The following is a 22,886-nucleotide window of genomic DNA, read 5'->3' on the forward strand; positions in this document are numbered from 1 at the left end:
GAACCTGGATCGATTCGACCTAATCAAGCGTTAACCATACGCTACAACTTATGCGCGCATCGACGCGCGACAACTAACTAATGACATGTTTGCTGGTCGGAAACGCGCGACGCCGCGCGCGCTCGATCAGATGCAGCAATGAGGATACAGCACAGATGCTGAAGGCACGCTGCGCCGCGCCTTCCAACGCGGGCCTTCCAATGCGCCAAGTACATCGGCCGCACCAACGAAAACGGCGGCCCCGAAAAAGGACCGCCGCGCCGTCTTCAGGATGGACGTCTCACTCGCTCTTGTCGACGTTCCAGAACACCGGGACCGCCTGCCCTTCCAGCACGCCCGTGATCGATTTGCGCCAGGCGCTCGGCGCGAACCACTGCCCGAGCGGCACGTAGATGACCTGCTCGTAGATTTCCTGCTGGATCTCGGCCGCGATCTTCTTCTGATCCGCGACGCTGGAGGCACGCGCGAACGCGTCCCGCAGTTCCTCCATCTTGGGATCGTTGGGCCAGCCGAACGGGCTCTTCTGTCCGCGTGCGCTGACGAAGGTGCTGCCGATGGGATTGCCGGAATCGGCAATCACCGAATTGGTGAAGAACATGTTCCAGCCGCCCTCCTTTGGCGGCTTCTGGTTGGCGCGACGCGTCACCACGGTCTGCCAGTCGGTCGTCTGCAGATCGACCTTGAACCCGGCCGCACGCAACAGCTGCGCCGCCACGATCGGCTGCGCCTTCAACGTGATCGCATCGCCCGGCGCCAGGATGACCACGGGCGTGCCATCGTAACCGGCTTCAGCGAGCAGCTTCTTGGCCTGCTCAACGCCGTTGCCCTTGACCAGCGTCTCGGAGCCGACGTCGGATTCCAGCGGCGTGCCGCAGCCGAACACGGCGCCGCAGACCTTGTAGAAATTCGGATTGCCGACCAGCGCGTCGAGCACGTCCTTCTGATTCAGAGCCAGGAACGCCGCACGACGAAGCTTGAGATTGTCGAAGGGTGGATGGAGGAAGTTCATCCGGCCGAGCGTCTGATAGCCGAACTTGTTCAGCACATTCATCGTGAGATCGGGATTGGTCGCCAGCACGGGTTCGAGATCCATCGGCGGGAATTCCATGAAGTCGATATCGCCGGCCTGCAGCGCGTTCACCGCCGTCTGCGCGTCCGGCATCGAGATCCATTCGACGCGGTCGACCTTCACGACCTTGCCGCCCGCCGTCCAGCTCGGCGGCTCCTTGCGCGGCACGTAGTCGGCGTTCCTTTCATAGATCGCCTTCACACCCGGCTGGAATTCCGCCTTGACGAACTTGAACGGGCCTGAACCTACCTGCTCGGTGATCTGCTGGTTCGGGGGCGTCTCGGCGAGACGCTTGGGCATCATGAACGGTACGTAAGAGGACGGCTTGCCGATCGACTCGAGAACGAGACCATAGGGCCCCTTCAGCTTCAGCGTGATCGTCTTCGCGTCGGTCGCCTCGAGCGAGGCCGTCGCCTCCATCAGCTTCTGGCCCATGCTGTCATTGCTGCTCCAGCGCTTCAGCGAGGCAACGCAATCCTCCGCGGTCACGGGCGTGCCGTCGTGCCATTTCAGGCCATCGCGCAGGGTGAACGTGTAGGTGAGCTTGTCGTCCGAGACTTTCCACTCAGCCATCTGCGGCTGGACCTGGAAATTCGCATCGGTCCCGAGCAGCGTGTCATAGACCATGTAGCCGTGGTCGCGGGTGATGTAGGCCGGGGTGAAAATGGGATCGATCACGCGCAGGTCGGAATGCATGACCGCCGTGATCGTCTTCTTGCCGGCGGCCAAGGCCTGCGATGTCACGGCCGCCGACGACAGCGCCATGACCGAGGCGATGAGCCATGAGACGAGCACGGATGATGACCGGCGCGAAGTGTGTGACATGCGATCTCTCTCGACGTGAGGCTTGCATCGGATTGCCCCGATACCGATCAGGGCCGGGCGAGCCGCCGATCATCGCGCTCACATCGCGCTGAGCTAACCGTCCCGCGCCAACGAGACTTGCAGCAGTTCCACCGCACGTCAATCGCCATGGAGGCATGTGCACCGCGACCGCGCGGGCCGGACCTCTCGCCGGTCGCCGCTTCGCCGTCCCACAATCTGGAACTCACCTGCCGCTGGTTCGTTGTGAGGCTGAGATTCATCACGTCGAACAAGGAGCGCGACGATGCCCAGTGAAACCGCCGAGCAGCAGCGCAACCCACGTCCCCCAGCCCCGACATCCACCAGGCAGCCATCGCGGGATCAACTCGCGCCGCCCCTGCTGGTCGAAGGGCTGGAATCGGTGCGCGACCCGAACTGCTGACGCACCCGACCACGACAAAGAAAAAGCGCGACGAAGCCGGCTTCGTCGCGCTTTGCGTTGGCGTCCTGGAGAGCGCTCGTCGTGCTGCGACCTACTCGCTCTTGTCGATGTTCCAGAACAGCGGCGTCGCCGGCCCGTCGAGGACGCCGGTCAGCGACTTGCGCCAGCCGCTCGGCAACAGGTACTGACCGAGCGGGACGTAGAGCACCTTCTCGTAGTTCTGCTTCTGGATCTCGGTTGCGATCTTCTTCTGCTCCTCGGGCGAGGACGAGCGCGCATAGGCGTCGCGCAGCTTCTCGATGTCGGCGTCCTCGGCCCAGCCGAACCAGCCGCCCTTGGTGCCGCGGCCACCGATCGACACGTTCGCCACGGGGTTGGCGACGTCGGCGCCGACCCAGTTGGTGAAGAACATGTTCCAGCCGCCTTCCTTGATCGGCTTCTGGCTGGCGCGCCGCGTCACCACGGTCTGCCAGTCGGTCGCCTGCAGGTCGACCTTGAAGCCGGCCTCGCGGAGCAGCTGCGCCGCGACGACGGGCTGCGCCTTCAAGGTGGTGACGTCGCCCGGCGCCATGATCGCGATCGGCGTGCCGTCATAGCCGGATTCGGCGAGCGCCTTCTTGGCCTCCGCCATGCCGTTGCCCTTGATCAGGGTCTCGGCGCCGACATCGGTCTCCAGCGGCGTGCCGCATACGAACACCGCGCCACAGACCTTCTGATACTTAGGATTGCCGACGAGAGCGTCGAGCACGTCCTTCTGGTTCAGTGCCAGGAACGCCGCGCGCCGCACCTTCACATTATCGAACGGCGGATACAGGAAGTTCATGCGGCCGAGCGTCTGGTAGCCGAACTTGTTCAGCACGTCGATCTTGAGATCGGAGTTCGCCTCCAGCACGGGCATCATGTCGTAGGGAAGATTCTCCATGAAGTCGATGTCGCCCGACTGCAGCGCGTTCACCGCTGTCTGCGCGTCCGGCATCGTGATCCACTCGACGCGGTCGACCTTCACCACCTTGCCGCCCGAGACCCAGCTCGCCGGCTCCTTGCGCGGCACGTAGTCGGTATTCTTCTCGTAGACCGCCTTCACGCCCGGCTGGAATTCCGCCTTGACGAATTTGAACGGGCCTGAGCCGATCTGCTCCGGAATCTGCTGACCCTGCGGAGTCTCGGCGAGACGCTTCGGCATCATGAACGGCACCAGCGAGGACGGCTTGCCGATCGACTCCAGGACGAGCCCGTAGGGCTCCTTCAACTTGAGCACGATGGTCTTGGCATCGGCCGCTTCCAGGCTCGCCGTGAAGTCCATCAGCTTCTGGCCCATGCCGTCGTTGCGGCCCCAGCGCTTCAGCGAGGCGACGCAATCCTCCGCCGTGACATCAGTGCCGTCATGCCACTTCAAGCCGTCGCGCAAGGTGAAGGTGTAGGTCAGCTTGTCGTCGGAGACCTTCCAGTCCGCCATCTGCGGCTGGATCTTGAAGTTCGAATCGACGGCCAGCAGCGTGTCATAGACCATGTAGCCGTGGTCGCGGGTGATGTAGGCCGTCGTGAAGCCCGGGTCGATCACGCGCAGATCCGAATGCATCACCGCCGTGATCGTCTTCTTGCCGGCAGCAATGGCATGCGAACTCAGCGCTACGGAGAGCGAAAGCATGGAAACGGCCAGACTCGTGGCGAGCGTGAGGCGCTTCCAACGCGTGGTGTGGAACATACGTGGTCTCCTGACGGGATGGTTTGGCGTAAAACTGATCAGAACCGGATCATTCGTTGTGCGTGCAGGTCATTCCTTGTGCGAACTAACACGCTGTAAATCGGGACATTTCGACACTTGCACCAGTCGTCTTTCGCGTCAATCCGCATTCAGCGCATGCCCGTCGCGGCTCATATTGCCGTTAACGCCTGCACAGCTTTGGCTTTACAAAGCCCGCGCGACTCCGTCTCGTGTCACGGTTTCACGACAAAATCTTGTAGAGAGCTCACATGAATCCAGCCAATCTTCCCTTTGATACCGAAGCCATGCTGCAGGGCTTGCGCGGCTGGGTCGAATGCGAAAGTCCGACCTGGGACGCTGGCGCCGTGGAACGCATGCTCGACCTCGCCGCGCGGGACATGGCGATCATGGGTGCGACGATCGAGCGCATCGCCGGGCGCCAGGGCTTCGCAGGCTGCGTGCGCGCCCGTTTCCCTCACCCGAGGCAGGGCGAACCGGGCATCCTGATCGCGGGCCACATGGATACCGTCCACCCCGTCGGCACGCTGTCGAAGCTTCCCTGGCGCCGCGAAGGTAATAAATGTTATGGGCCGGGCATCTGCGACATGAAGGGCGGCAACTATCTGACGCTGGAGGCGATCCGCCAGCTGATGAAGGCCTCGTTCATGACGCCGCTGCCGATCACCGTGCTGTTCACGCCGGACGAGGAAGTCGGCACGCCCTCGACCCGAGACATCATCGAAGCGGAAGCCCAGCGCAACAAATACGTACTGGTGCCCGAGCCGGGCCGGCCCGACAATGGCGTGGTGACCGGCCGCTATGCCATCGCCCGGTTCAATCTCGAGGCGATCGGACGGCCGAGCCACGCGGGCGCGCGGCTCGCCGCGGGCCGTTCCGCAATCCGGGAAATGGCACGGCAGATTCTCGCCATCGACGCCATGACGGGCGAGGATTGCACCTTCTCGGTCGGCATCGTGCATGGCGGGCAGTGGGTGAATTGCGTCGCCACGACCTGCACGGGCGAAGCACTCAGCATGGCCAAGCGGCAGGCGGATCTCGACCGTGGCGTGGAGCGCATGCTGGCACTGTCCGGCACTGCCGACGACGTGACCTTCAAGGTGACGCGCGGCGTGACGCGGCCGGTCTGGGAGCCGGATTCCGGAACCATCGCGCTGTACGAGCAGGCGCGCGGCATCGCCGAACAACTCGGCACGACGCTGCCGCACGGCTCGGCAGGCGGCGGCTCCGACGGCAACTTCACTGGCGCCTTGGGCATTCCCACGCTCGATGGCCTCGGCGTCCGCGGCGCCGATATGCACACGCTCAACGAGTACATCGAGATCGACAGCCTTGCAGAGCGCGGCAGACTTATGGGCGGCCTGCTCGCGACGCTCGCCTAGATCGTGACGAGATCGCGGCACGTGACCGCATGTCGCCCGCATGAGCGAAGCGACATGCGGGGACAGTCTCTCCCCGGGGGCGCCTACGCCCTTTGGGCTTCGGCGACCGCTCGCCCGGGCCACGCACTGCCTGCTGCGTAGCAGCACAGTTTCATTTTCCGGGACCGGCGCGCGCCCACTCGACATTCGCGCGGCGGCGCGCGCATGATGGCATGCGCCTTGCAAAGTTCTTGCGACCGAGGTTGCCGCGAGCTTCTCGGCAAATGCGGAAGCTTGTTCGCAAACGCGCTGTTCGCAAATGCAATGTGCCGATGTGATCACGAATGCCGTGTCATTCGCCGCAAAGCGAACCACCGGAGACCTTGAAAGCGATGGACATCGGTGACATGCAGATTCAATCACGACGCCGTATGCGTCGTCCAGGTATCATGAAGGCGGTTCTCTCAAGATGATCGGTTATCTGCTTCGCCGCATCCTCGCGTCCATCCCCGTGATGGGCGTGGTGGCGCTGTTCGTCTTTCTCCTGCTGCGGCTGACGCCGGGCGACCCGGCGGCGATCCTCGCGGGCGACAACGCGACGCCTGAGCAGCTCGAGCGCATCCGCATGTCGCTCGGATTGAACGAGCCGCTCTACGTCCAGTTCTTCACCTGGGTCAATCAGCTGCTGCATGGCGACCTCGGCGTGTCGCTGATCTCCAAGGTGCCGGTGCTGCAGATGATCGGGCAGCGCGTCGAACCGTCCATTTCGGTCGCGATCTCGACCATCATCCTGTCGATCCTCGTCGCGGTGCCGCTCGGCGTGATCGCAGCCTGGAAGCACGGGACCTGGATCGATCGTTTCGTGATGGGCCTTTCGGTGCTCGGCTTCTCTGTCCCCGTGTTCGTGATCGGCTACATCCTGATCCAGCTGTTCGCGATCAATCTGCGCTGGGTTCCTGTTCAAGGCTTCAAGAGCCTGACCGTCGGGTTCGGACCGTTCTTCGAGCGCATCATCCTGCCGACCTGCGCGCTCTCCTTCATCTACGTCGCGCTGATCGCACGCATGACCCGCGCCGCGATGCTCGACGTGCTCGGCGAGGACTTCGTGCGCACCGCGCGCGCCAAGGGCGTCAGCGAGGTCGCGGTGCTGCTGCGGCATGCGCTGCGCAATGCCGCCGTACCGGTCATCACCGTGATCGGCTCCGGCTTCGCGCTGCTGATCTCCGGCGTCGTCGTCACCGAGAGCGTGTTCAACCTGCCCGGCATCGGACGACTCACGGTCGATGCCGTGCTGGCGCGCGACTATCCGGTGATTCAGGGCATGATCCTTTTGACCTCGTTCATCTATCTCGCGGTCAATCTCCTGATCGACCTCGCCTACACCCTCCTCGATCCACGTATCCGTTACTGAGGTCCCTTCCGATGGCGATCGTTACCACCCCTGAGCCGTCGATTCCGGTCACCACGCGACTGGGTCCGAGGTTCGGCTTTCTGACCTCGACCCCGATCATTGCCGTGGCCACCGTCTGCCTGGCGCTGATCGTGATCGTCTCGATCCTCGCACCGCTGCTGGCGCCGCATGATCCGGTGCTGCTCGCGCCGTCGCAGCGGCTCAAGCCGTCGAGCGCGCAGTTCCTGCTCGGCACCGACGCCTATGGCCGCGACCTGTTGTCGCGCACCATCTATGGCGGCCGCATCTCGCTCCTGGTCGGCGTCGGCGCAGCGATCATCTCGATCGCCATCGGGCTCGTCATCGGCCTCGTCTCCGGCTTCTTCCGCTGGGTCGACGCCATCATGATGCGCGTCATGGACGGCCTGATGGCGATCCCGAGCATCCTGCTCGCGATCGCCGTGGTCTCGCTGTCGGGCGCCAGCGTCGGCACCGTGATGATCGCGATCACGATCGTCGAAATCCCACGCGTCGCGCGCCTGGTTCGCTCGGTCGTGCTGACCGCGCGCGAGGAGCCCTATGTCGAGGCCGCCATTTCCCTGGGCACCTCGATGCCCAAGATCATGTGGCGGCATCTGATGCCGAATACGATCGCGCCGCTCATCGTCCAGGGCACCTATATCTGCGCCGCCGCGATTCTCACCGAGGCGATCCTGTCGTTCCTCGGCGCCGGCATCAGCCCGGAGACGCCGACCTGGGGCAACATCATGGCCGAGGGCCGCTCCTACTTCCAGATCAAGCCGTCGCTGATCTTCTGGCCCGGCCTCTTGCTGTCGATCGCCATCCTCTCGATCAACCTGATCGGCGACGCCGCGCGCGACGCGCTCGATCCACGCATGAAGCAGCGGGAGGGCGTCAAGTGAGACGTGCTGCAATCGTAGCCCGGATGAGCGAAAGCGATATCCGGGGTCACCGAGACTGCGCAGGCGAACCCGGATGTCGCTTGGCTCATCCGGACTACGCGCTCACACGCCTCGCGATGACGGCGGAGACATATTGAAATGACCGACACCATTCTCGACATCGACAACCTCGTCGTCGCCCTCGGCAAGACGAAGAACCCGAACGGGCCGCGCATCATCGACGGCGTCTCGATCAAGGTCGAAAAGGGCGAAACGCTCTGCGTCGTCGGCGAGAGCGGCTCCGGAAAATCGGTGACCTCGCTGACCACGATGGGCCTGTTGCCGAAGAACGCGCTGCATGCCGTCGGCGGCAGCGTCAAGCTGGTCGGCGAAGAGCTGCTCACCGCCAGTGATCGCCGGCTCCGCGAGCTGCGCGCCACCCGGATGGCGATGATCTTCCAGGAGCCGATGACCGCTCTCAATCCGGTCGTCCATGTCGGCCGCCAGATCGACGAGGTCTTACGCGCGCACACCTCGCTCGATGCGCGGGCGCGGCGCAAGCGCATCCTCGACATGATGGAGCAGGTCCGCCTCCCCGACGTCGAGCGCATCTTCGCCTCCTATCCGCACCGCCTCTCCGGCGGCCAGCGTCAGCGCATCATGATCGCGATGGCGCTGGTGCTCGAGCCGAAGCTGCTGATCGCCGACGAGCCGACCACCGCGCTCGACGTCACCACGCAGAAGCAGATCCTCACTTTGATCCGCGACCTGCAGCGCGATCATGGCACCGCGGTGCTGTTCATCACCCACGACATGGGCGTCGTCGCCGAGATCGCCGACCGCGTCGCGGTGATGCGCCAGGGCCGCCTGGTCGAGACCGGGCCGCTCGACAAGATCCTGCGCGCGCCTGAGATGGACTACACGCGCAACCTGCTCGCGTCGGTTCCGAGCCTCATCCCGCGCGCACCGCGGGCCGAGACCAAGGACCCGGTGGTGCTGGAGACCACCGAGCTCGGCAAGGTCTATCGCGAGCGCTCGTTCCTCGGCAAAGCACGCGAGGTCGTCGCCGCTGAGAACGTGACGCTCACGCTGCGCAAGGGCCGCACGCTCGGCATCGTCGGCGAGAGCGGCTCCGGCAAGTCCACCGTGGCGCGCTGCATTGTCCGCCTGATCGACCCGACCTCCGGCGGCGTCCGCCTCGGCGGCCACGAGATCTCGATCCTGACCCGCCGCCTGCTGCAGCCGCACCGCAAGCGCATCCAGATCGTGTTCCAGGATCCCTACCGTTCGCTCAACCCGCGCATCACCGTCGGCGAGAGCATCGCCGAGGGGCCGGTCAACTACGGCGCGCCGCGCGACAAGGCGATGGCGCGGGCGCGCGAGCTGCTCGAGCTGGTCGGCCTGCCTGCGGACGCGATCTCGCGCTACCCGCACCAGTTCTCCGGCGGCCAGCGCCAGCGCATCGCGATTGCGCGCGCGCTCGCGCTCGATCCGGACGTGCTGGTGGCCGACGAAGCGGTGTCCGCGCTCGATGTGTCGGTGCAGGCGCAGGTGCTGGAGCTGCTCGACGAGATCCAGCGCCGGCTCGGCATCGCGATCCTGTTCATCACGCATGATCTGCGCGTCGCTGCTCAGATCTGCGACGAGGTGGTCGTGATGCAGAAGGGCCGCATCGTCGAACAGGGACCGGCGGGCGAAATCCTGACCCATCCGAAGGAAGCCTACACGAAATCGCTGCTCGAAGCCGCTCCGGGCCGGAACTGGGATTTTGCCAATTTCCGGCCGGTGTCGGAGGCGGTGGCGTAAGTCGGCACGCCCTCTCCGCCCGTCATTCCGGGGCGTGCGCAGCACGAGCCCGGAATCCATACGCCGAGGCGGACGTGGTGACATCGGCTGGTCGACGCGCGTGCCTCATAGCTCGTCCTGGGGGTATGGATTCCGGGCTCATCGCTGCGCGATGCCCCGGAATGCCGCTGTGGAGATAGGAGCGCCAGCTCACGCGCATCGGGCTCACGCGGCATGCAAAACAGCATCGCTCCGTCGCTTGCGTGGGCTGCGAGGGGCGGTCTAACGTCCTGACCGACGTCAACGGCCTGAGGCGAAGTAATGACGCGCGTCGCGATTGGCGGCTTCCTGCACGAGACCAACACCTTCGCACCGACCAAGGCGGACTACGACGCCTTCATGCATGGCGGCGGCCGCGCCTCGATCGCCGATGCTGCGAGCGTGCTGACCACGATGCGTGACATCAACGCCGGCCAAGCCGGCTTCATCGCGGTCGCCGAGGCTCACGGCTGGGACATCGTTCCCACCATCGCCTGCGCGGCGAGCCCGTCCGCCCATGTCACCAAAGACGCGTTCGAACGAATCACCGGCGCGATGGTCGACCGTATCGCGGCCGCCGGTCCGCTCGACGCGGTCTATCTCGACCTGCACGGCGCGATGGTGGCGGAGCATCTCGACGACGGCGAGGGCGAGATCCTGGCTCGCGTGCGCAAGGTGATCGGCCCCGACGTGCCGCTGGTCGCCAGCCTCGACCTGCATGCCAACGTCACGCCCGAGATGATCGCGCAGGCCGACGCGCTGATCGCCTATCGCAAATATCCGCACACCGACATGGCCGACACCGGCCGCGCATCGGCCGCGCATCTGGCGCTGCTGCTGCGCTCGAAGCAACCGCTTGCCAAGGCGTTCCGGCAGCTGCCGTTCCTGATCCCGATCAGCTGGCAATGCACCAACGACCAGCCAACGAAGGGCATCTACGAACAGCTCGCCGCGCTGCAGACCGACGCCGTGCCGACGCTGTCTTTCGCGCCGGGCTTTCCGGCGGCCGACTTCGCCCATTGCGGACCGAGCGTGTTCGCCTATGGCCGCACGCAGGCTGATGCGGATGCCGCAGCGGATGCAATCGCCGCAATCGTCATGGGCCATGAGGATGATTTCGACGGCGCCATCTACACGCCCGACGATGGCGTGCGCCATGCGATGATGCTGGCGAAGTCCGCGACCCGCCCCATCGTGATCGCCGACACCCAGGACAATCCCGGCGCCGGCGGCGACTCCGACACCACCGGCATGCTGCGCGCGCTGGTGCGCAACCGCGCCAGCCGCGCCGCGATCGGCATGATCTACGATCCGCAATCGGCGCTGGCGGCGCATGCGGCCGGCGAAGGCGCGACGGTCACCCTGTCGCTCGGCGGCAAGAGCGGCATTCCCGGCGATGCGCCGTTCGAGGAAAGCTTCGTCGTCGAGAAGCTGTCGGACGGCCGCTTCATCGCGCCGGGCCCATTCTATGGTGGCCGCAAGATGGAGATGGGCCCCTCGGCCGCCTTGCGGATCGGCGATGTCCGGGTCGTCGTCTGCTCGCACAAGGCCCAGCTCGCCGACCAGGAAATGTATCGCTTCGTCGGCATCGAGCCGACCGAACAGGCGGTCCTCGTCAACAAGAGCTCGGTGCATTTCCGCGCCGATTTCGAGCCCATCGCCGAACAGCTCCTGATCTGCGCCGCGCCCGGCGCAATGCCCGCCGATCCCTCCACCCTGCCCTGGACGAGCTTGCGTCCGGGCATCCGGCTCAAGCCGAACGGCCCGGCCTTCTCAGCTTAAACACGTCATCGCTTTTCAACGGAAAGACACGCATGCCCACGATCGACCGTATCCAAGGCTACGCCGACGAGCTCACCGCCATCCGCCGCGACCTGCACGCCCATCCGGAGATCGGCTTCGAGGAGACGCGCACCTCCGGCATCGTCGCGGAGAAGCTCGCGCAATGGGGCATCGAGGTGCATCGCGGCCTCGGCGGCACCGGCGTGATCGGCGTGCTCAAGGGCAAGGGCGACGGCGGCAGGAAAATTGGCCTGCGTGCCGACATGGATGCGCTGCCGATGGAAGAGAACACCAACCTGCCCTGGCGCTCGACCATTCCCGGCCGCTTCCACGGCTGCGGCCATGATGGCCACACCACGATGCTGCTCGGCACCGCGCGCTATCTGGCCGAAACCCGCAACTTCGACGGCACAGTGCACTTCATCTTCCAGCCCGCCGAGGAAGGCCTCGGCGGCGCCCGGGCGATGATCAAGGACGGCCTGTTCCAGAAATTTCCCTGCGACGAGCTGTATGGCCTGCACAATGCGCCCGACCTGAACCATGGCGAGGTCGCCATCCTGCCCGGCCCCGCAATGGCCGGCGCCGACTTCTTCGACATCCGCATCTCCGGCTATGGCGCACATGGCGCGATGCCAGAGCGTTCGAAGGACGCGGTGGTGATCGCAACCAGCGTGGCGCAGGCCATTCAGACCATCGTCAGCCGCAACGTCGAGCCATTGCAGGCCGCCGTGGTCTCGATCACCCAAATCCATGCCGGCTCGGCCTACAACGTCATTCCCGGTGATGCCTGGCTGTGCGGCACCGTGCGCGCCTTCTCGGACTCCGTGCGCGCTCTGATCCGCGAGCGCATGCGCGCGATCTGCGCCGGCATGGCGGCGGCCTTCAACTGCGAGATCGACGTCGACATCCGCGACACGTTCAGCGTGCTCGTGAACAAGGAGGAGCAGTCCAAGGTGGTCGAGGAAGTCGCCCGCACCGTGGTCGAGCCGTCCAAGGTGCTCACGCGCTCGACGCCGAAGATGGGCAGCGAGGATTTCGCCGACATGCTGCAGACGATTCCTGGCGCCTATTTCTGGGTCGGCCATGACGGCTCGGTACCGGTGCACAATCCCGGCTACGTGCTCGACGACAAGATCCTGCCGATCGGCGCCAGCATGTTCGCCCGCATCATCGAGACCCGTCTGCCGGCTGGCTGATGCCGTCTGACATACGTCAATGAGCGGGCAGGCTATTTGATATGAACTTCGGCAACGGAGCACCAGCATGCACAAGCCCGCCTCGGACGACGTCACCTCGTTACACGATCTCTCCGCCGTCGACCTGATCGTCGGCTATCGTGCGCGCCAGTTCTCGCCCTCCGAAGTGATGGACGAGGTGCTGGCGCAGGTCGCGCTCTGGGAACCGCACATCAAGGCGCTCTATCTGCTCGACGTCGACGGCGCGCGGGCTGCGGCGAAAGCGTCGACCGAGCGCTGGGCCAAGGACGAGCCGGTCGGCTCACTCGACGGCGTGCCGGCGACGGTGAAGGACAATATCGCCACCAAGGGACAGCCGATGCCGCTCGGCGCCGCCAGCGTCACGCGCGCGCCGCTGGCAGCCGACGCACCGCCGGTGGCACGCCTGCGCGAAGCCGGCGCGATCATCTTCGCCAAGACCACGATGCCCGACTACGGGATGCTGTCGTCGGGCCTGTCGAGCTTCCATCCGCTGACGCGCAATCCCTGGGATCTCCGGATGAATCCCGGCGGCTCCAGCGCCGGCGCGGGCGCTGCGGCCGCCGCCGGCTATGGCCCGCTCCATGTCGGCACCGATATCGGCGGCTCGATCCGGCTGCCAGCGTCCTGGTGCGGCCTGGTCGGGCTCAAGCCGAGCTTCGGCCGCGTGCCGATCGATCCGCCCTATGTCGGCCGCGTCGCCGGTCCCATGACGCGCATCGTCGACGACGCCGCGCTGATGATGAGCGTGCTGTCCAAGCCCGACCGCCGCGACGGCACCAGCCTGCCGCCGTCAGACCTGCACTGGAAGGTCGCGGAGAAGCCCGCGCGCAAGCTGCGCATCGGCCTGATGCTCGACCTCGGCGGCGTCGGCCAGCCGCTGGAGGAGCCGGTACGTGCGACGACGCTGGCAGCCGCAAGAGCCTTCGAATCCGCGGGCGCCGTGATCAGCGAGGTGAAGGGCGTCCTCACGCGCGAGATGCTCGACGGCCTCGACAATTTCTGGCGCGCGCGGCTGTGGGACGATCTGGCGCGGCTCGCGCCCGAGGTGCGGGCCAAGACCCTGCCCTACATCCTGCAATGGGCCGAGCGCGGTGCTGCGCTGTCGGGCGTCGAGGTGATCAGGGGCTTCAACGTCACGATGACCTTGCGCGCGGCTGCGGCAAAACTGTTCGGCGAATACGACTACATCATCTCGCCGACCTCGCCCGGCGTGAAATTTCCGGCCGAGTACGCCTCACCCGTGAACGATCCGCAGGCGCCGTTCGAGCACATCACCTACACCGTGCCGTGGAACATGTCGGAGAACCCGGCGATCTCGGTCAATGCCGGCTATGACGACGACGGCTTCCCGATCGGTCTGCAGATCATAGGCCGCCGCTTCGACGATCTCGGCGTGCTGGGGTTGGCGAAAACGTTCGAAGGATTGCGCGGCGAACAGCGACCGTGGCCGGTGGCGCCGGCTGCATAACATATGCACTCGAACTGTCATGCTCGGGCTCCGACCCGCGCATACATCGCCGGGTCAAGCCCGGCAATGACGGAACAACGGGAAATGCATAGGGTGGGCAAAGGCGCACACACCGCGCTATCCACGCCACCGCTGCTGATGGCCGCCGCGCCGTTGCCTACCCTAAGGAATATCTGACGCGGACTTTTGCCGATATCGCTGCGCTAAACTATGATCGTCATTCCGGGGCGTGCGAAGCACGAGCCCGGAATCCATACTCACGATCGTGGCTATGGATTCCGGGCCTGCGCCCAAGGGGGCGCATCCCGGAATGACGACGGAGATTGTGGCGCGCACAATTGTCAGGATAACAACAACACCAACAACGACCACATCAGGAAACGCCCATGGCATATGAGACCATTCTCTACGACGTCGCCGAGCAGATCCTAACCATTACGCTGAACCGGCCGGAAAAGCTCAACGCCTTCACTCCGACCATGCAGCGCGAACTGATCGACGCTTTCGATCGTGCCGACAAGGATGATGACGTCCGAGCCATCATCGTCACCGGATCAGGCCGGGCCTTCTGTGCCGGCGCCGATCTCTCCTCCGGTGCCGACACCTTCGACCGCGACGCCAAGCGCGGTCCGGTGAAACGTCACGCCGATGGCAGCACTGACTATTCCGATCCGCAGGTGCGCGACGGCGGCGGCCAGGTGACGTTGCGCATCTTCAAGTCGCTGAAGCCGGTCATTGCCGCGGTAAACGGCCCGGCGGTAGGCATCGGCGTCACCATGCAGCTCGCGATGGACATCCGCATCGCCTCGGAAGCGGCGCGGTTCGGCTTCGTATTCTCCCAGCGCGGCATCGTGCCGGAGGCGGCATCGAGCTGGTTCCTGCCGCGCCTCGTCGGCATCTCGCAGGCGCTGGAATGGTGCTACACCGGCCGCGTGTTCCCGGCGCAGGAGGCGCTCGCCGGCCGTCTCGTCAGCAAGGTGGTGCCGCCGGATGATCTCCTGCCGACCGCCCGCGCGCTGGCGCGCGAAATCGCCGAGAAGACCGCGCCGGTGTCGATCGCGCTGATCCGCCAGATGATGTGGCGCATGACGGGCGCGGACGACCCGATGGAGGCGCACAAGGTCGACAGCCGCGGCATCTACGCGCGCGGCCGCTCCGACGACGTCAAGGAAGGCGTGGTGTCGTTCCTGGAAAAGCGCCCGGCGCAGTTCAAGAACACTGTGTCGGCCGACATGCCCAACTATTTCCCGTGGTGGGACGAGCGGGAGTACAAGTAGAATGCGGTCATCCCGGACAAGCGCGCGGCACGCGCGCGCCGATCCGGGATCCATAGCCACAGGATGCCGTTTGGCGAAGAACGACGTCCAGCGTGCCCCAAGCGAGATCACGCGGTATGGGTCCCGGCTCGGAGGCCGGGACGACAGCGGAGGGTGTGGCGGCGTTGTGCCTCAATCCATCACCAGCGCCACGCGGCCGATCGCCTTGCGCGCGATCAGGAGCCGCATCGCATGCGCATAATCCGCGAAGGGAACGCGATGCGACACGTTGGGCCGCAGCTTGCCCTGCTCCGCAAGAGCGAGCAGGGCCGCCAAGCGCACCTCGCCGAGCTTCGGATCCCTGCGCACGGCCTCGCCGGCGCGGACGCCGATGACACTGGCACCCTTCATCAGGATCAGGTTGGTGCGCGCGAGGCCGATGCCGCCGGTGAAGCCGATGACGAGCAGCCGCGCACCCCAGGCGATGCAGCGCACGCTGTTCTCGAACACCTCGCCGCCGACCGGATCAAACACGACGTCGACGCCGCGCCCCGCCGTGATGCGCTTGACCGCGTCACGGAACGGCTCGCGTGCGGACAGCACCAGATGATCGGCGCCGCGGGCCCTGGCGACCGCGAGCTTCTCCTCCGACGAGGCGACCGCGATCACGGTCGCGCCCAGCAGCTTGCCGAGCTCGACGGCAGCAAGCCCGACGCCGCCGCCGGCGCCATGCACCAGCAAGGTCTCTCCCGACTTCAGCTGGCCGCGATCGACCAGCGCGTGATAGGCCGTGCCATGGCCGGCCAGATAGGTGGCGCCTTCCGCATAGTCGAAGGTCGATGGCAGCGGCGTGAGCTGGCTGGCGGCGACCACCGCTTCCTCGGCATAGGCGCCGAACCGCATGCGCACGATGACCTTGTCGCCGATCGCGGCTCCAGTCACAGCAGCACCAGTCTCGATGACGTCGCCGGCCGCTTCCACGCCGGGCGTGAACGGCAGCTCCGGCTTGAGCTGATACTCGCCGGCCGCCATCAGGATGTCGGGAAAATTGATGCCGGCGGCGCGGATCTTCACCCGCACCTCGCGCTCACCAAGCGGATGCGGCGCGATGGCCTCCAGCCGCAGCTGCTCCGGCGGGCCGAGCGCGCGGCAGACGATCGCGCGCGGCATCACGCGGCGCGGCCCTTCGTCCTCGCCAGCGCTTCGCGGATCAGCGGCAGGCGGTCGTTGCCGAAATACATGTCGGTCACGTTGACGAAGATGGTCGGCGAGCCGAAGCCGCCGCGCTTCACGACCTCCTCGGTGTTGATGCGCAGCTGGTCCTTGATGCCCTGCTGCGCGATGCCTTCGAAGAAATCCTTCGGATCGATGCCGACCCGCCGACACACCTCGGTCAGCACCGCATCCTGCGAGATGTCCTGGTCCTCGCCCCAGTAGATCTCGAACACGGTGCGCGCGAACGGCACCATGTCCTGCCCCAGCCAGATACAGCCGCGCATCGCCTTGACGCTGTTCACCGGAAACACCGTCGGCGGCATCTTGATCCTGAGCCCGGCCGACCGTGCCCAGTCGCCGAGGTCCTTCAGCATGTAGGCCGCCTTGGCCGGCACCGGCGTCTCACGTTGCGCATAGACGCTGGGATTGACGGTGTTGAAGATGCCGCCGACGAGAATCGGCCGCCAGACGATGTCGACGCCGAACTCCTTGGCGAGCGGCTGGATGTTGTGGAAGGCGAGATAGGTCCAGGGGCTGGAGCAGTCGAAGAAGAATTCGATCATTGGTATGTCCTCGGTCTATGTGGGTTCGTCATTGCGAGCGCAGCGACGTGTCCGCCATAGCCCGAAGGGCGACGGCGGAAGCAATCCAGACTGCCTCTGCGTTGGGATTCTGGATTGCTTCGTCGCCTTCGGCTCCTCGCAATGACGTGGAGAGAGCACGCTCACTGTCTCCCCATGACCTCCTTCGCGCGCGCACCGAACATGACGTGACGCGACTGGTCGTTGAACGGCTCCTTGACGAACTTGCCGATCGCCAGCCCCGCCTGCAGCTTTGGCCGCGCGCGCAGGAGCGCGTACCAGCGCTTGATGTGGGGATAGTCGTCGAGCGTGAAGCCCTGCGCCTTGTGCGTCATCATCCAGGGAAAGCAGGCGATGTCGGCGATCGTGTAGTCGTCGCCGGCCACGTAGGCGCCGGTCTTGCCGAGCTGCACGTCGAGCACGTGGAACAGCCTGATGACCTCGTCACGATAACGCTGGATCGCGTAAGGAAGCCTCTCGGCCGCATAGAGCGCGAAATGGCCGTGCTGCCCCATCATCGGTCCGAGCCCCGCCATCTGCCACATCACCCATTGGATCACGCGCGAGCGCGCCCGAATCTCCGAGGGGAGAAAGCGGCCGGTCTTGTCGGCGAGATAGACCAGGATGGCGCCGGTCTCGAACACCGGGAACGGTTCTCCACCGTCGGCCGGCGCATGGTCGACGATGGCCGGAATCCGGTTGTTGGGACTGATCGCCAGGAACTCCGGCTTGAACTGGTCGCCGGCGCGGATGTCGACGGGAATGACGGTATAGGGCAGCCCGAGTTCCTCGAGCATGATCGAGATCTTCCAGCCGTTCGGTGTCGGCGCGTAGTGGAGATCGATCATTCTTCCCCGATTCCTGCCCGGACCATTATGCCGCGCTGCGGAACGCACGGGCGGCTTCGTTCTTCTGTACCTGAAGGGTAAGCCATGGCAGACAGGCGCTCAAGCCTGACCGCCCCATACGCCGACGGAGAGTTCGACCATGCTGTTTCCATCGACCATCGCAGGCTCGCTGCCGAAGCCGGAATGGCTGGCCGAGCCGAACGTGCTGTGGGCCCCGTGGAAGTCGAAGGGCGAGGAGCTTTCGCGCGCCAAGCGCGACGCGACCATCCTGGCGCTGAAGCTGCAGGAGGATTCCGGCATCGACATCCTCACCGAGGGCGAGCAGTCGCGCCAGCACTTCGTGCACGGCTTCCTCGAGCGGGTCGAAGGCATCGACTTCGCCCACAAGGTCGAGATGGGCATCCGCAAGGACCGCTACAAGGCGATGGTGCCGCAGGTGGTGGCACCCTTGTCGCTCAAGGGCCGCGTCCATGGCGACGAGGCGCGGATCGCGCGCACGCACACGACACGCGCGCTGAAATTCACCCTGCCCGGTCCGATGACGATCATCGACACCATCGCCGACAACTACTACGGCGACCGCGTCAAGATGGCGTTCGCCTTCGCCGAGCTGTTGAACCAGGAGGCCAAGGCGCTGCACGACGCCGGCATCGACATGATCCAGTTCGATGAGCCGGCCTTCAACGTCTACATGGACGAGGTGCGCGACTGGGGCATCAAGGCGCTGGAGCGCGCCGCCGAGGGACTGACCTGCCCGACCGCAGTCCACATCTGCTATGGCTACGGCATCAAGGCCAACACCGACTGGAAGGAGACGCTCGGCGGCGAGTGGCGCCAGTATGAGGAGACCTTCCCCGTCATCGACGCCAGCGCGATCCAGCAGGTCGCGGTCGAATGCCGCAATTCGAAGGTGCCGATCGAGCTGCTCGGGCTGCTCAAGAACAAGATCGTGCAGGCCGGCGTCATCGACGTCGCCAGCGACGAGATCGAGACCGCCGAGGACGTCTGCAAGACCATCGAGGACGTCATGAAGGTGGTGCCGAAAGAGAACATCATCGCGACCACCAATTGCGGCATGGCGCCGATGCGGCGCGAAGTGGCCGAGGCCAAGCTGATGGCGCTCGGCACCGGCGCGAAGCTGGCAAGGCAGCGGTTCGGCTGACCGCAGCGCCCAGCGCGCGCAGAAGCGGTCTTGGTTCGATTCGAAGGCCGCTTCGTTGACAGGCTCGGCTCCGGCCGCGGATTCGCGCCGCACACCATCGACGATGCAAGCCGCTTCTCAAGTCATGCCTCCTCGAGGGTGCGGCGCGATTGACGGCGGCATGGGTGCTGCCGCGACCGTGGATGGCCGTCGCATTGATCTCTCAAAGATGACCCCTTCCACAAAACGAGCAGCCCACCTGTTCGCTCGCGATTCCCGCAATTGGCGAGACAGCCTCGAATACGAACCGGACCAAGCTCTTTCACGCCGTCAAATGCAACTTATCGTACACATGAGCTAATCTCCAAGATCTCTCGCCAGAAATATCCTGAGATAAATTTCATCAATATCTGTAGTTGATTACCTACCACTCTTGTTCCCGCGACACTGTGTCTTTCCTGCAATTGACAGGATCGCCCTCTCGCCTGCATCCATAGCACAACCAATAGATGCACACGTTTTAAGTGCATCGAATCAGTTCGGGCTGACGATTGCTTTCATCACAGGGGATGGGGATGGCTTGCTTTGCGAGAACGATGTCGGCTGCGCTTTTTCTGGCCACGCCATCGTCGCGACGTCGACTGGCCTGGCCGATCGTCTGCGCAGGAAGCCTCATAGCCACCCAGGCCATGGCGATCGATGTCGCCAACCAGACCGATTGGAATACCGCGGTGGCCGCGGTCGCGGCGGCCGGCGCCAACGCGACCGTCAGCATCAACATCACCAGCGGCTTCACGTTGTCGAGCTCGCTCGCGCAGCTCCAGGCCAGCAACAGCAACGTCACGGTGAACATCACCGGCAATAATCAGGCGATCAACGGCGCCTCGTCCTTCCAGGGCATCGTCGTCAACGGCGCCAACGCCCCGACCGTCAACATCTCCAGCCTGTCGGTCACCAACACCGCAGCGCTCGGCGGCAACGGCCAGAACGGCCAGAACGGCTATTACAGCGGTGGCCTGTCCTATGGCTCCGGCGGTGGCGGCGGTGGCGGTCTCGGCGCCGGAGGCGGCTTGCTCGTCGGCAGCGGCGCCAACGTCACGCTCGCATTGGTAACCTTCACCGGCAACACCGCGACCGGCGGCACGGGCGGCACCGGCGGTAGCGCGCAGAACACGGCAGCCGATCCGGTCAATGGCGGCAATGGCGGCGCCGGCGGCGCCGCGAACAATGGCGGCGCCAGCGGCGGCGGCGGCACGGGCGGCACCGGCGGACACGCGGGCGGACAAGGCACCACAGGCACCGCGGGAGCCGCGATCGGCGATGGCGGCGGCGGCGGCGGTGGCTCCGGCACCACCAGCAGCACATCCTACACGGCCAACAACAGCGGCGGCTCCGGCAATGCCAATGGCGGCAATGGTGGCGCCGGCGGCGATGGCGTCACCAACAACAATGGTAGCCAGGGACCCGGCTCGGATGGCGGCTTCGGCGGCAGTGGCGGCTCCGCAAATGGCGGCGCCATCTATGTCGCCACCGGCGGCACGCTGACCATCCTCGATACGCCGATTTCAGGCGCCGCCGTCACCGGTGGCGCCGGCGGCAGCTCCGGCGTCGGCGCGGGTCCGAGCGCGTTCAACGGAACGGCCGGCGGGACGGGAACGGCGCAGGGAGCCGGCATCTTTCTGAGCGGCGTGATGGCCAACATCGGCGTGTCCAGCGGCAACGTGACCTATGCCAACACCATCGCCGGCACCGGCCTCACCACCGGCGGCGTCAACACCGCACTCAACAAGACCGGCACCGGCACGCTGACGCTGTCCGCCACCAACACCTTCACCGGCAACGTCAACATCACCGCCGGCACGGTCTCGATCGCCGGCACTGCCAACCTCGGCAACGTCGCCAACGACGTGATCATTTCGAACGGCGGCACGCTGGCGGTAACCGGCACGACGACGCTCGCCAATGGGCGCGCCTTCCAACTCGCCGGCCTGTCGACGATCGACGTTGCCAGCGCCACCACAACGACGTTGCAGGGCGTGGTCGCGAACGGCGCCTCGGCGGGCACCCTGGTCAAGGCCGGCGGCGGCATCCTGCTGCTCTCGGGCACGAACACCTACACCGGCGCGACCAACGTCGACGGCGGAACGCTGCGCGCGGGATCCGCCGGCGCATTCGGAGCCAGCACCGTCTTCAGCGTGCTCTCCGGCGCGACCCTGGATCTCAACGGCTTCAACCAGACGTTCGGTGCGCTCAGCGGCGCTGGTACCGTGACCGGCGCCAACAGCACGATCTCCGGAACGTTGACCCCCGGCGACGGCACGCCGGCCTCATCGATGGCGATCGTCGGCAATCTCGCGTTCCAATCGGGCGCGCAATACATCGTGCAGGTCAATCCGACCACGTCGTCGTCCACCAATGTCACCGGCACTGCGACGCTCGGCGGCGCCGCGGTCACTGCGAACTTCGCCAACGGCAGCTACGTCTCCAAGAAATATACCATCCTCACCGCGACCGGTGGCGTCAGCGGCACGTTCAGCGGGCTCACCAACACCAATCTGCCGGCCGGCTTCTCGACCAGCTTGAGTTATGATGGCAATGACGCCTTCCTCAACCTGGCGATGAACCTGGCGCCGCTTCCGACCGGCTTCAACACCAACCAGCGCGGCGTCGTCAACGCGCTGACCAATTACTTCAACACCAACGGCAGCATCCCGATCGTGTTCGGCAGCTTGACGCCGGCAGGGCTGACCCAGGTTTCCGGCGAGACCGGAACGGGCTCACAACAGACGACGTTCAACGCAATGACGCAGTTCATGGGCGTCATGACCGACCCGTTCATCGCCGGTCGTGGCGAACTAGGTGCCGGGCCCTCCGGCGCGATCGGCTACGCGGAGGAGACGCTCGCTTACGCGCGCAAGCGCAATCCGAGCGACGCCCTGGCCGCGATCTACAACAAGGCACCGCCAGCGCCGGTCTTCGTACCAGGCTGGAGCGTGTGGGCAGCCGGCTTCGGCGGCTCCCAGACCACCGACGGCAACACCGCGCTCGGTTCTAACAATACCACCAGCAACGTCTACGGCACCGCCGTCGGCGCCGACTATCGCTTCTCGCCCTCCACCATCGCCGGCTTCTCGCTGGCCGGCGGCGGCACCACGTTCAATGTTGCCAATGGCGGCAGCGGCCGGTCCGACCTGTTCCAGGCCGGCGCCTTCGTCAGGCACAATGTCGGTGCAGCCTACATTTCGGCGGCATTGGCATATGGCTGGCAGAACGTCACCACCAACCGCACGGTGACCGTGGCCGGCGTCGACCAGCTTCGGGCCAATTTCGATGCCAACACCTACTCGGGCCGGATCGAAGGCGGCTATCGCTTCGTCTCGCCGTGGATGGGGTTCGGGATCACCCCCTACGCCGCGGCGCAGTTCACCACCTTCAACCTGCCGGCCTATGCCGAAAACGCAGTCTCCGGCGCCAATACCTTCGCGCTTCGATATGGATCGCAGAGCGTCACCGATACGAGGTCGGAGCTGGGCCTGCGCAGCGACAAATCCTACGCGCTGAGCGACGCCATTCTCACACTGCGCAGCCGCTTCGCGTGGGCCTATGACTTCAATCCCAGCCGTGCGGTCGGGGCCACGTTCCAGACCCTGCCGGGCGCATCCTTCGTGGTCAACGGCGCGCGGCAGGCCCAGAACTCGGCGCTGACGACGGTCTCCGCCGAAATGAAGTGGCGGAACGGCTGGTCGGCAGCCGCGAGCTTCGAGGGTGAATTCTCCGAAGTCACACGCAGCTACGCCGGCAAGGGCATCGTACGTTACGCGTGGTGATGCGCTCGCGCCATCAGCGCGATCCCGCCGGGATAC

General features: G+C 65.4%; 15 protein-coding genes. 10 read left to right on the forward strand and 5 right to left on the reverse strand.

From position 1 onward, the window contains the following. Window positions 1-280: 280 nt before the first annotated feature. Window positions 281-1,894, reverse strand: coding sequence for an ABC transporter substrate-binding protein (locus tag LQG66_RS10005; protein WP_231325993.1), 1,614 nt, complete (start codon window positions 1,892-1,894; stop codon window positions 281-283). 512 nt (window positions 1,895-2,406) lie between these two features. Then, window positions 2,407-4,020 carry an ABC transporter substrate-binding protein gene (locus LQG66_RS10010; RefSeq protein WP_231325995.1) on the reverse strand — a complete coding sequence of 538 codons (1,614 nt, stop codon included), beginning with the start codon at window positions 4,018-4,020 and terminating at the stop codon, window positions 2,407-2,409. Between the two features lie 269 nt (window positions 4,021-4,289). On the opposite strand from LQG66_RS10010, the gene LQG66_RS10015 reads away from it, so the two are divergent. The 8 genes from LQG66_RS10015 (at window position 4,290) to LQG66_RS10050 (ending at window position 15,259) form a co-directional block, all read left to right on the forward strand. Then, window positions 4,290-5,420, forward strand: a complete 1,131-nt coding sequence (locus LQG66_RS10015; RefSeq protein ID WP_231325997.1) for a M20/M25/M40 family metallo-hydrolase — start codon at window positions 4,290-4,292, stop codon at window positions 5,418-5,420. Between the two features lie 448 nt (window positions 5,421-5,868). Next, on the forward strand, window positions 5,869-6,810 hold the full coding sequence (locus LQG66_RS10020; protein WP_231325999.1) for an ABC transporter permease: 942 nt from the start codon (window positions 5,869-5,871) through the stop codon (window positions 6,808-6,810). 11 nt (window positions 6,811-6,821) lie between these two features. Continuing rightward, window positions 6,822-7,712 (forward strand): ABC transporter permease, encoded by an 891-nt coding sequence (locus LQG66_RS10025; protein WP_231326001.1) that lies wholly within the window; start codon window positions 6,822-6,824, stop codon window positions 7,710-7,712. A 138-nt stretch (window positions 7,713-7,850) separates the two neighbouring features. Continuing rightward, a complete protein-coding gene (locus tag LQG66_RS10030) occupies window positions 7,851-9,497 on the forward strand; it encodes an ABC transporter ATP-binding protein (protein ID WP_231326006.1) in 1,647 nt (548 codons plus the stop codon). Between the two features lie 300 nt (window positions 9,498-9,797). Then, entirely contained in the window at window positions 9,798-11,297 is a 1,500-nt protein-coding gene (locus tag LQG66_RS10035) for a M81 family metallopeptidase (protein ID WP_231326007.1), read from the forward strand. A gap of 32 nt (window positions 11,298-11,329) precedes the next feature. Then, on the forward strand, window positions 11,330-12,493 hold the full coding sequence (locus tag LQG66_RS10040) for a M20 aminoacylase family protein (RefSeq protein WP_231326008.1): 1,164 nt from the start codon (window positions 11,330-11,332) through the stop codon (window positions 12,491-12,493). Between the two features lie 67 nt (window positions 12,494-12,560). Then, the gene (locus LQG66_RS10045; protein ID WP_231326010.1) at window positions 12,561-13,982 is read left to right on the forward strand and encodes an amidase; all 1,422 of its coding nucleotides are present in this window, start codon (window positions 12,561-12,563) and stop codon (window positions 13,980-13,982) included. Window positions 13,983-14,368: 386 nt separating this feature from the next. Continuing rightward, window positions 14,369-15,259, forward strand: coding sequence for a crotonase/enoyl-CoA hydratase family protein (locus LQG66_RS10050; protein ID WP_231326012.1), 891 nt, complete (start codon window positions 14,369-14,371; stop codon window positions 15,257-15,259). Between the two features lie 171 nt (window positions 15,260-15,430). On the opposite strand, the gene LQG66_RS10055 is transcribed toward LQG66_RS10050, so the two are convergent. The 3 genes from LQG66_RS10055 to LQG66_RS10065 form a co-directional block, all read right to left on the reverse strand. Further along, a complete protein-coding gene (locus LQG66_RS10055) occupies window positions 15,431-16,408 on the reverse strand; it encodes an NADPH:quinone oxidoreductase family protein (RefSeq protein ID WP_231326014.1) in 978 nt (325 codons plus the stop codon). Continuing rightward, window positions 16,408-17,016: a 2-hydroxychromene-2-carboxylate isomerase gene (locus tag LQG66_RS10060; protein ID WP_231326015.1), complete on the reverse strand. Its 609-nt coding sequence runs from the start codon at window positions 17,014-17,016 to the stop codon at window positions 16,408-16,410. Before LQG66_RS10060 ends, LQG66_RS10055 begins: the two co-directional genes overlap by 1 nt. Before the next feature lie 161 nt (window positions 17,017-17,177). Next, window positions 17,178-17,882 carry a glutathione binding-like protein gene (locus tag LQG66_RS10065; protein WP_231326017.1) on the reverse strand — a complete coding sequence of 235 codons (705 nt, stop codon included), beginning with the start codon at window positions 17,880-17,882 and terminating at the stop codon, window positions 17,178-17,180. Between the two features lie 139 nt (window positions 17,883-18,021). Here LQG66_RS10065 and LQG66_RS10070 point away from each other — a divergent pair, with 139 nt between their 5' ends. Further along, window positions 18,022-19,044: a methionine synthase gene (locus LQG66_RS10070; protein ID WP_231326019.1), complete on the forward strand. Its 1,023-nt coding sequence runs from the start codon at window positions 18,022-18,024 to the stop codon at window positions 19,042-19,044. A 575-nt stretch (window positions 19,045-19,619) separates the two neighbouring features. Further along, on the forward strand, window positions 19,620-22,850 hold the full coding sequence (locus tag LQG66_RS10075) for an autotransporter outer membrane beta-barrel domain-containing protein (protein ID WP_231326027.1): 3,231 nt from the start codon (window positions 19,620-19,622) through the stop codon (window positions 22,848-22,850). Window positions 22,851-22,886 lie beyond the last annotated feature (36 nt).

This window comes from Bradyrhizobium ontarionense (assembly GCF_021088345.1).
GTDB classification, from domain to species: Bacteria; Pseudomonadota; Alphaproteobacteria; order Rhizobiales; family Xanthobacteraceae; genus Bradyrhizobium; species Bradyrhizobium ontarionense.

Bases quoted from the DNA above. Each gene is read 5' to 3' on its own strand.
- LQG66_RS10040 (WP_231326008.1), top strand. From the start codon at position 11,330: ATGCCCACGATCGACCGTATCCAAGGCTACGCCGACGAGCTCACCGCC.
- LQG66_RS10025 (WP_231326001.1), top strand. From the start codon at position 6,822: ATGGCGATCGTTACCACCCCTGAGCCGTCGATTCCGGTCACCACGCGA.
- LQG66_RS10010 (WP_231325995.1), bottom strand. From the start codon at position 4,020: ATGTTCCACACCACGCGTTGGAAGCGCCTCACGCTCGCCACGAGTCTG.
- LQG66_RS10060 (WP_231326015.1), bottom strand. From the start codon at position 17,016: ATGATCGAATTCTTCTTCGACTGCTCCAGCCCCTGGACCTATCTCGCC.
- LQG66_RS10020 (WP_231325999.1), top strand. From the start codon at position 5,869: ATGATCGGTTATCTGCTTCGCCGCATCCTCGCGTCCATCCCCGTGATG.
- LQG66_RS10050 (WP_231326012.1), top strand. From the start codon at position 14,369: ATGGCATATGAGACCATTCTCTACGACGTCGCCGAGCAGATCCTAACC.
- LQG66_RS10045 (WP_231326010.1), top strand. From the start codon at position 12,561: ATGCACAAGCCCGCCTCGGACGACGTCACCTCGTTACACGATCTCTCC.
- LQG66_RS10005 (WP_231325993.1), bottom strand. From the start codon at position 1,894: ATGTCACACACTTCGCGCCGGTCATCATCCGTGCTCGTCTCATGGCTC.
- LQG66_RS10015 (WP_231325997.1), top strand. From the start codon at position 4,290: ATGAATCCAGCCAATCTTCCCTTTGATACCGAAGCCATGCTGCAGGGC.
- LQG66_RS10065 (WP_231326017.1), bottom strand. From the start codon at position 17,882: ATGATCGATCTCCACTACGCGCCGACACCGAACGGCTGGAAGATCTCG.
- LQG66_RS10055 (WP_231326014.1), bottom strand. From the start codon at position 16,408: ATGCCGCGCGCGATCGTCTGCCGCGCGCTCGGCCCGCCGGAGCAGCTG.
- LQG66_RS10030 (WP_231326006.1), top strand. From the start codon at position 7,851: ATGACCGACACCATTCTCGACATCGACAACCTCGTCGTCGCCCTCGGC.
- LQG66_RS10070 (WP_231326019.1), top strand. From the start codon at position 18,022: ATGCTGTTTCCATCGACCATCGCAGGCTCGCTGCCGAAGCCGGAATGG.
- LQG66_RS10075 (WP_231326027.1), top strand. From the start codon at position 19,620: ATGTCGGCTGCGCTTTTTCTGGCCACGCCATCGTCGCGACGTCGACTG.
- LQG66_RS10035 (WP_231326007.1), top strand. From the start codon at position 9,798: ATGACGCGCGTCGCGATTGGCGGCTTCCTGCACGAGACCAACACCTTC.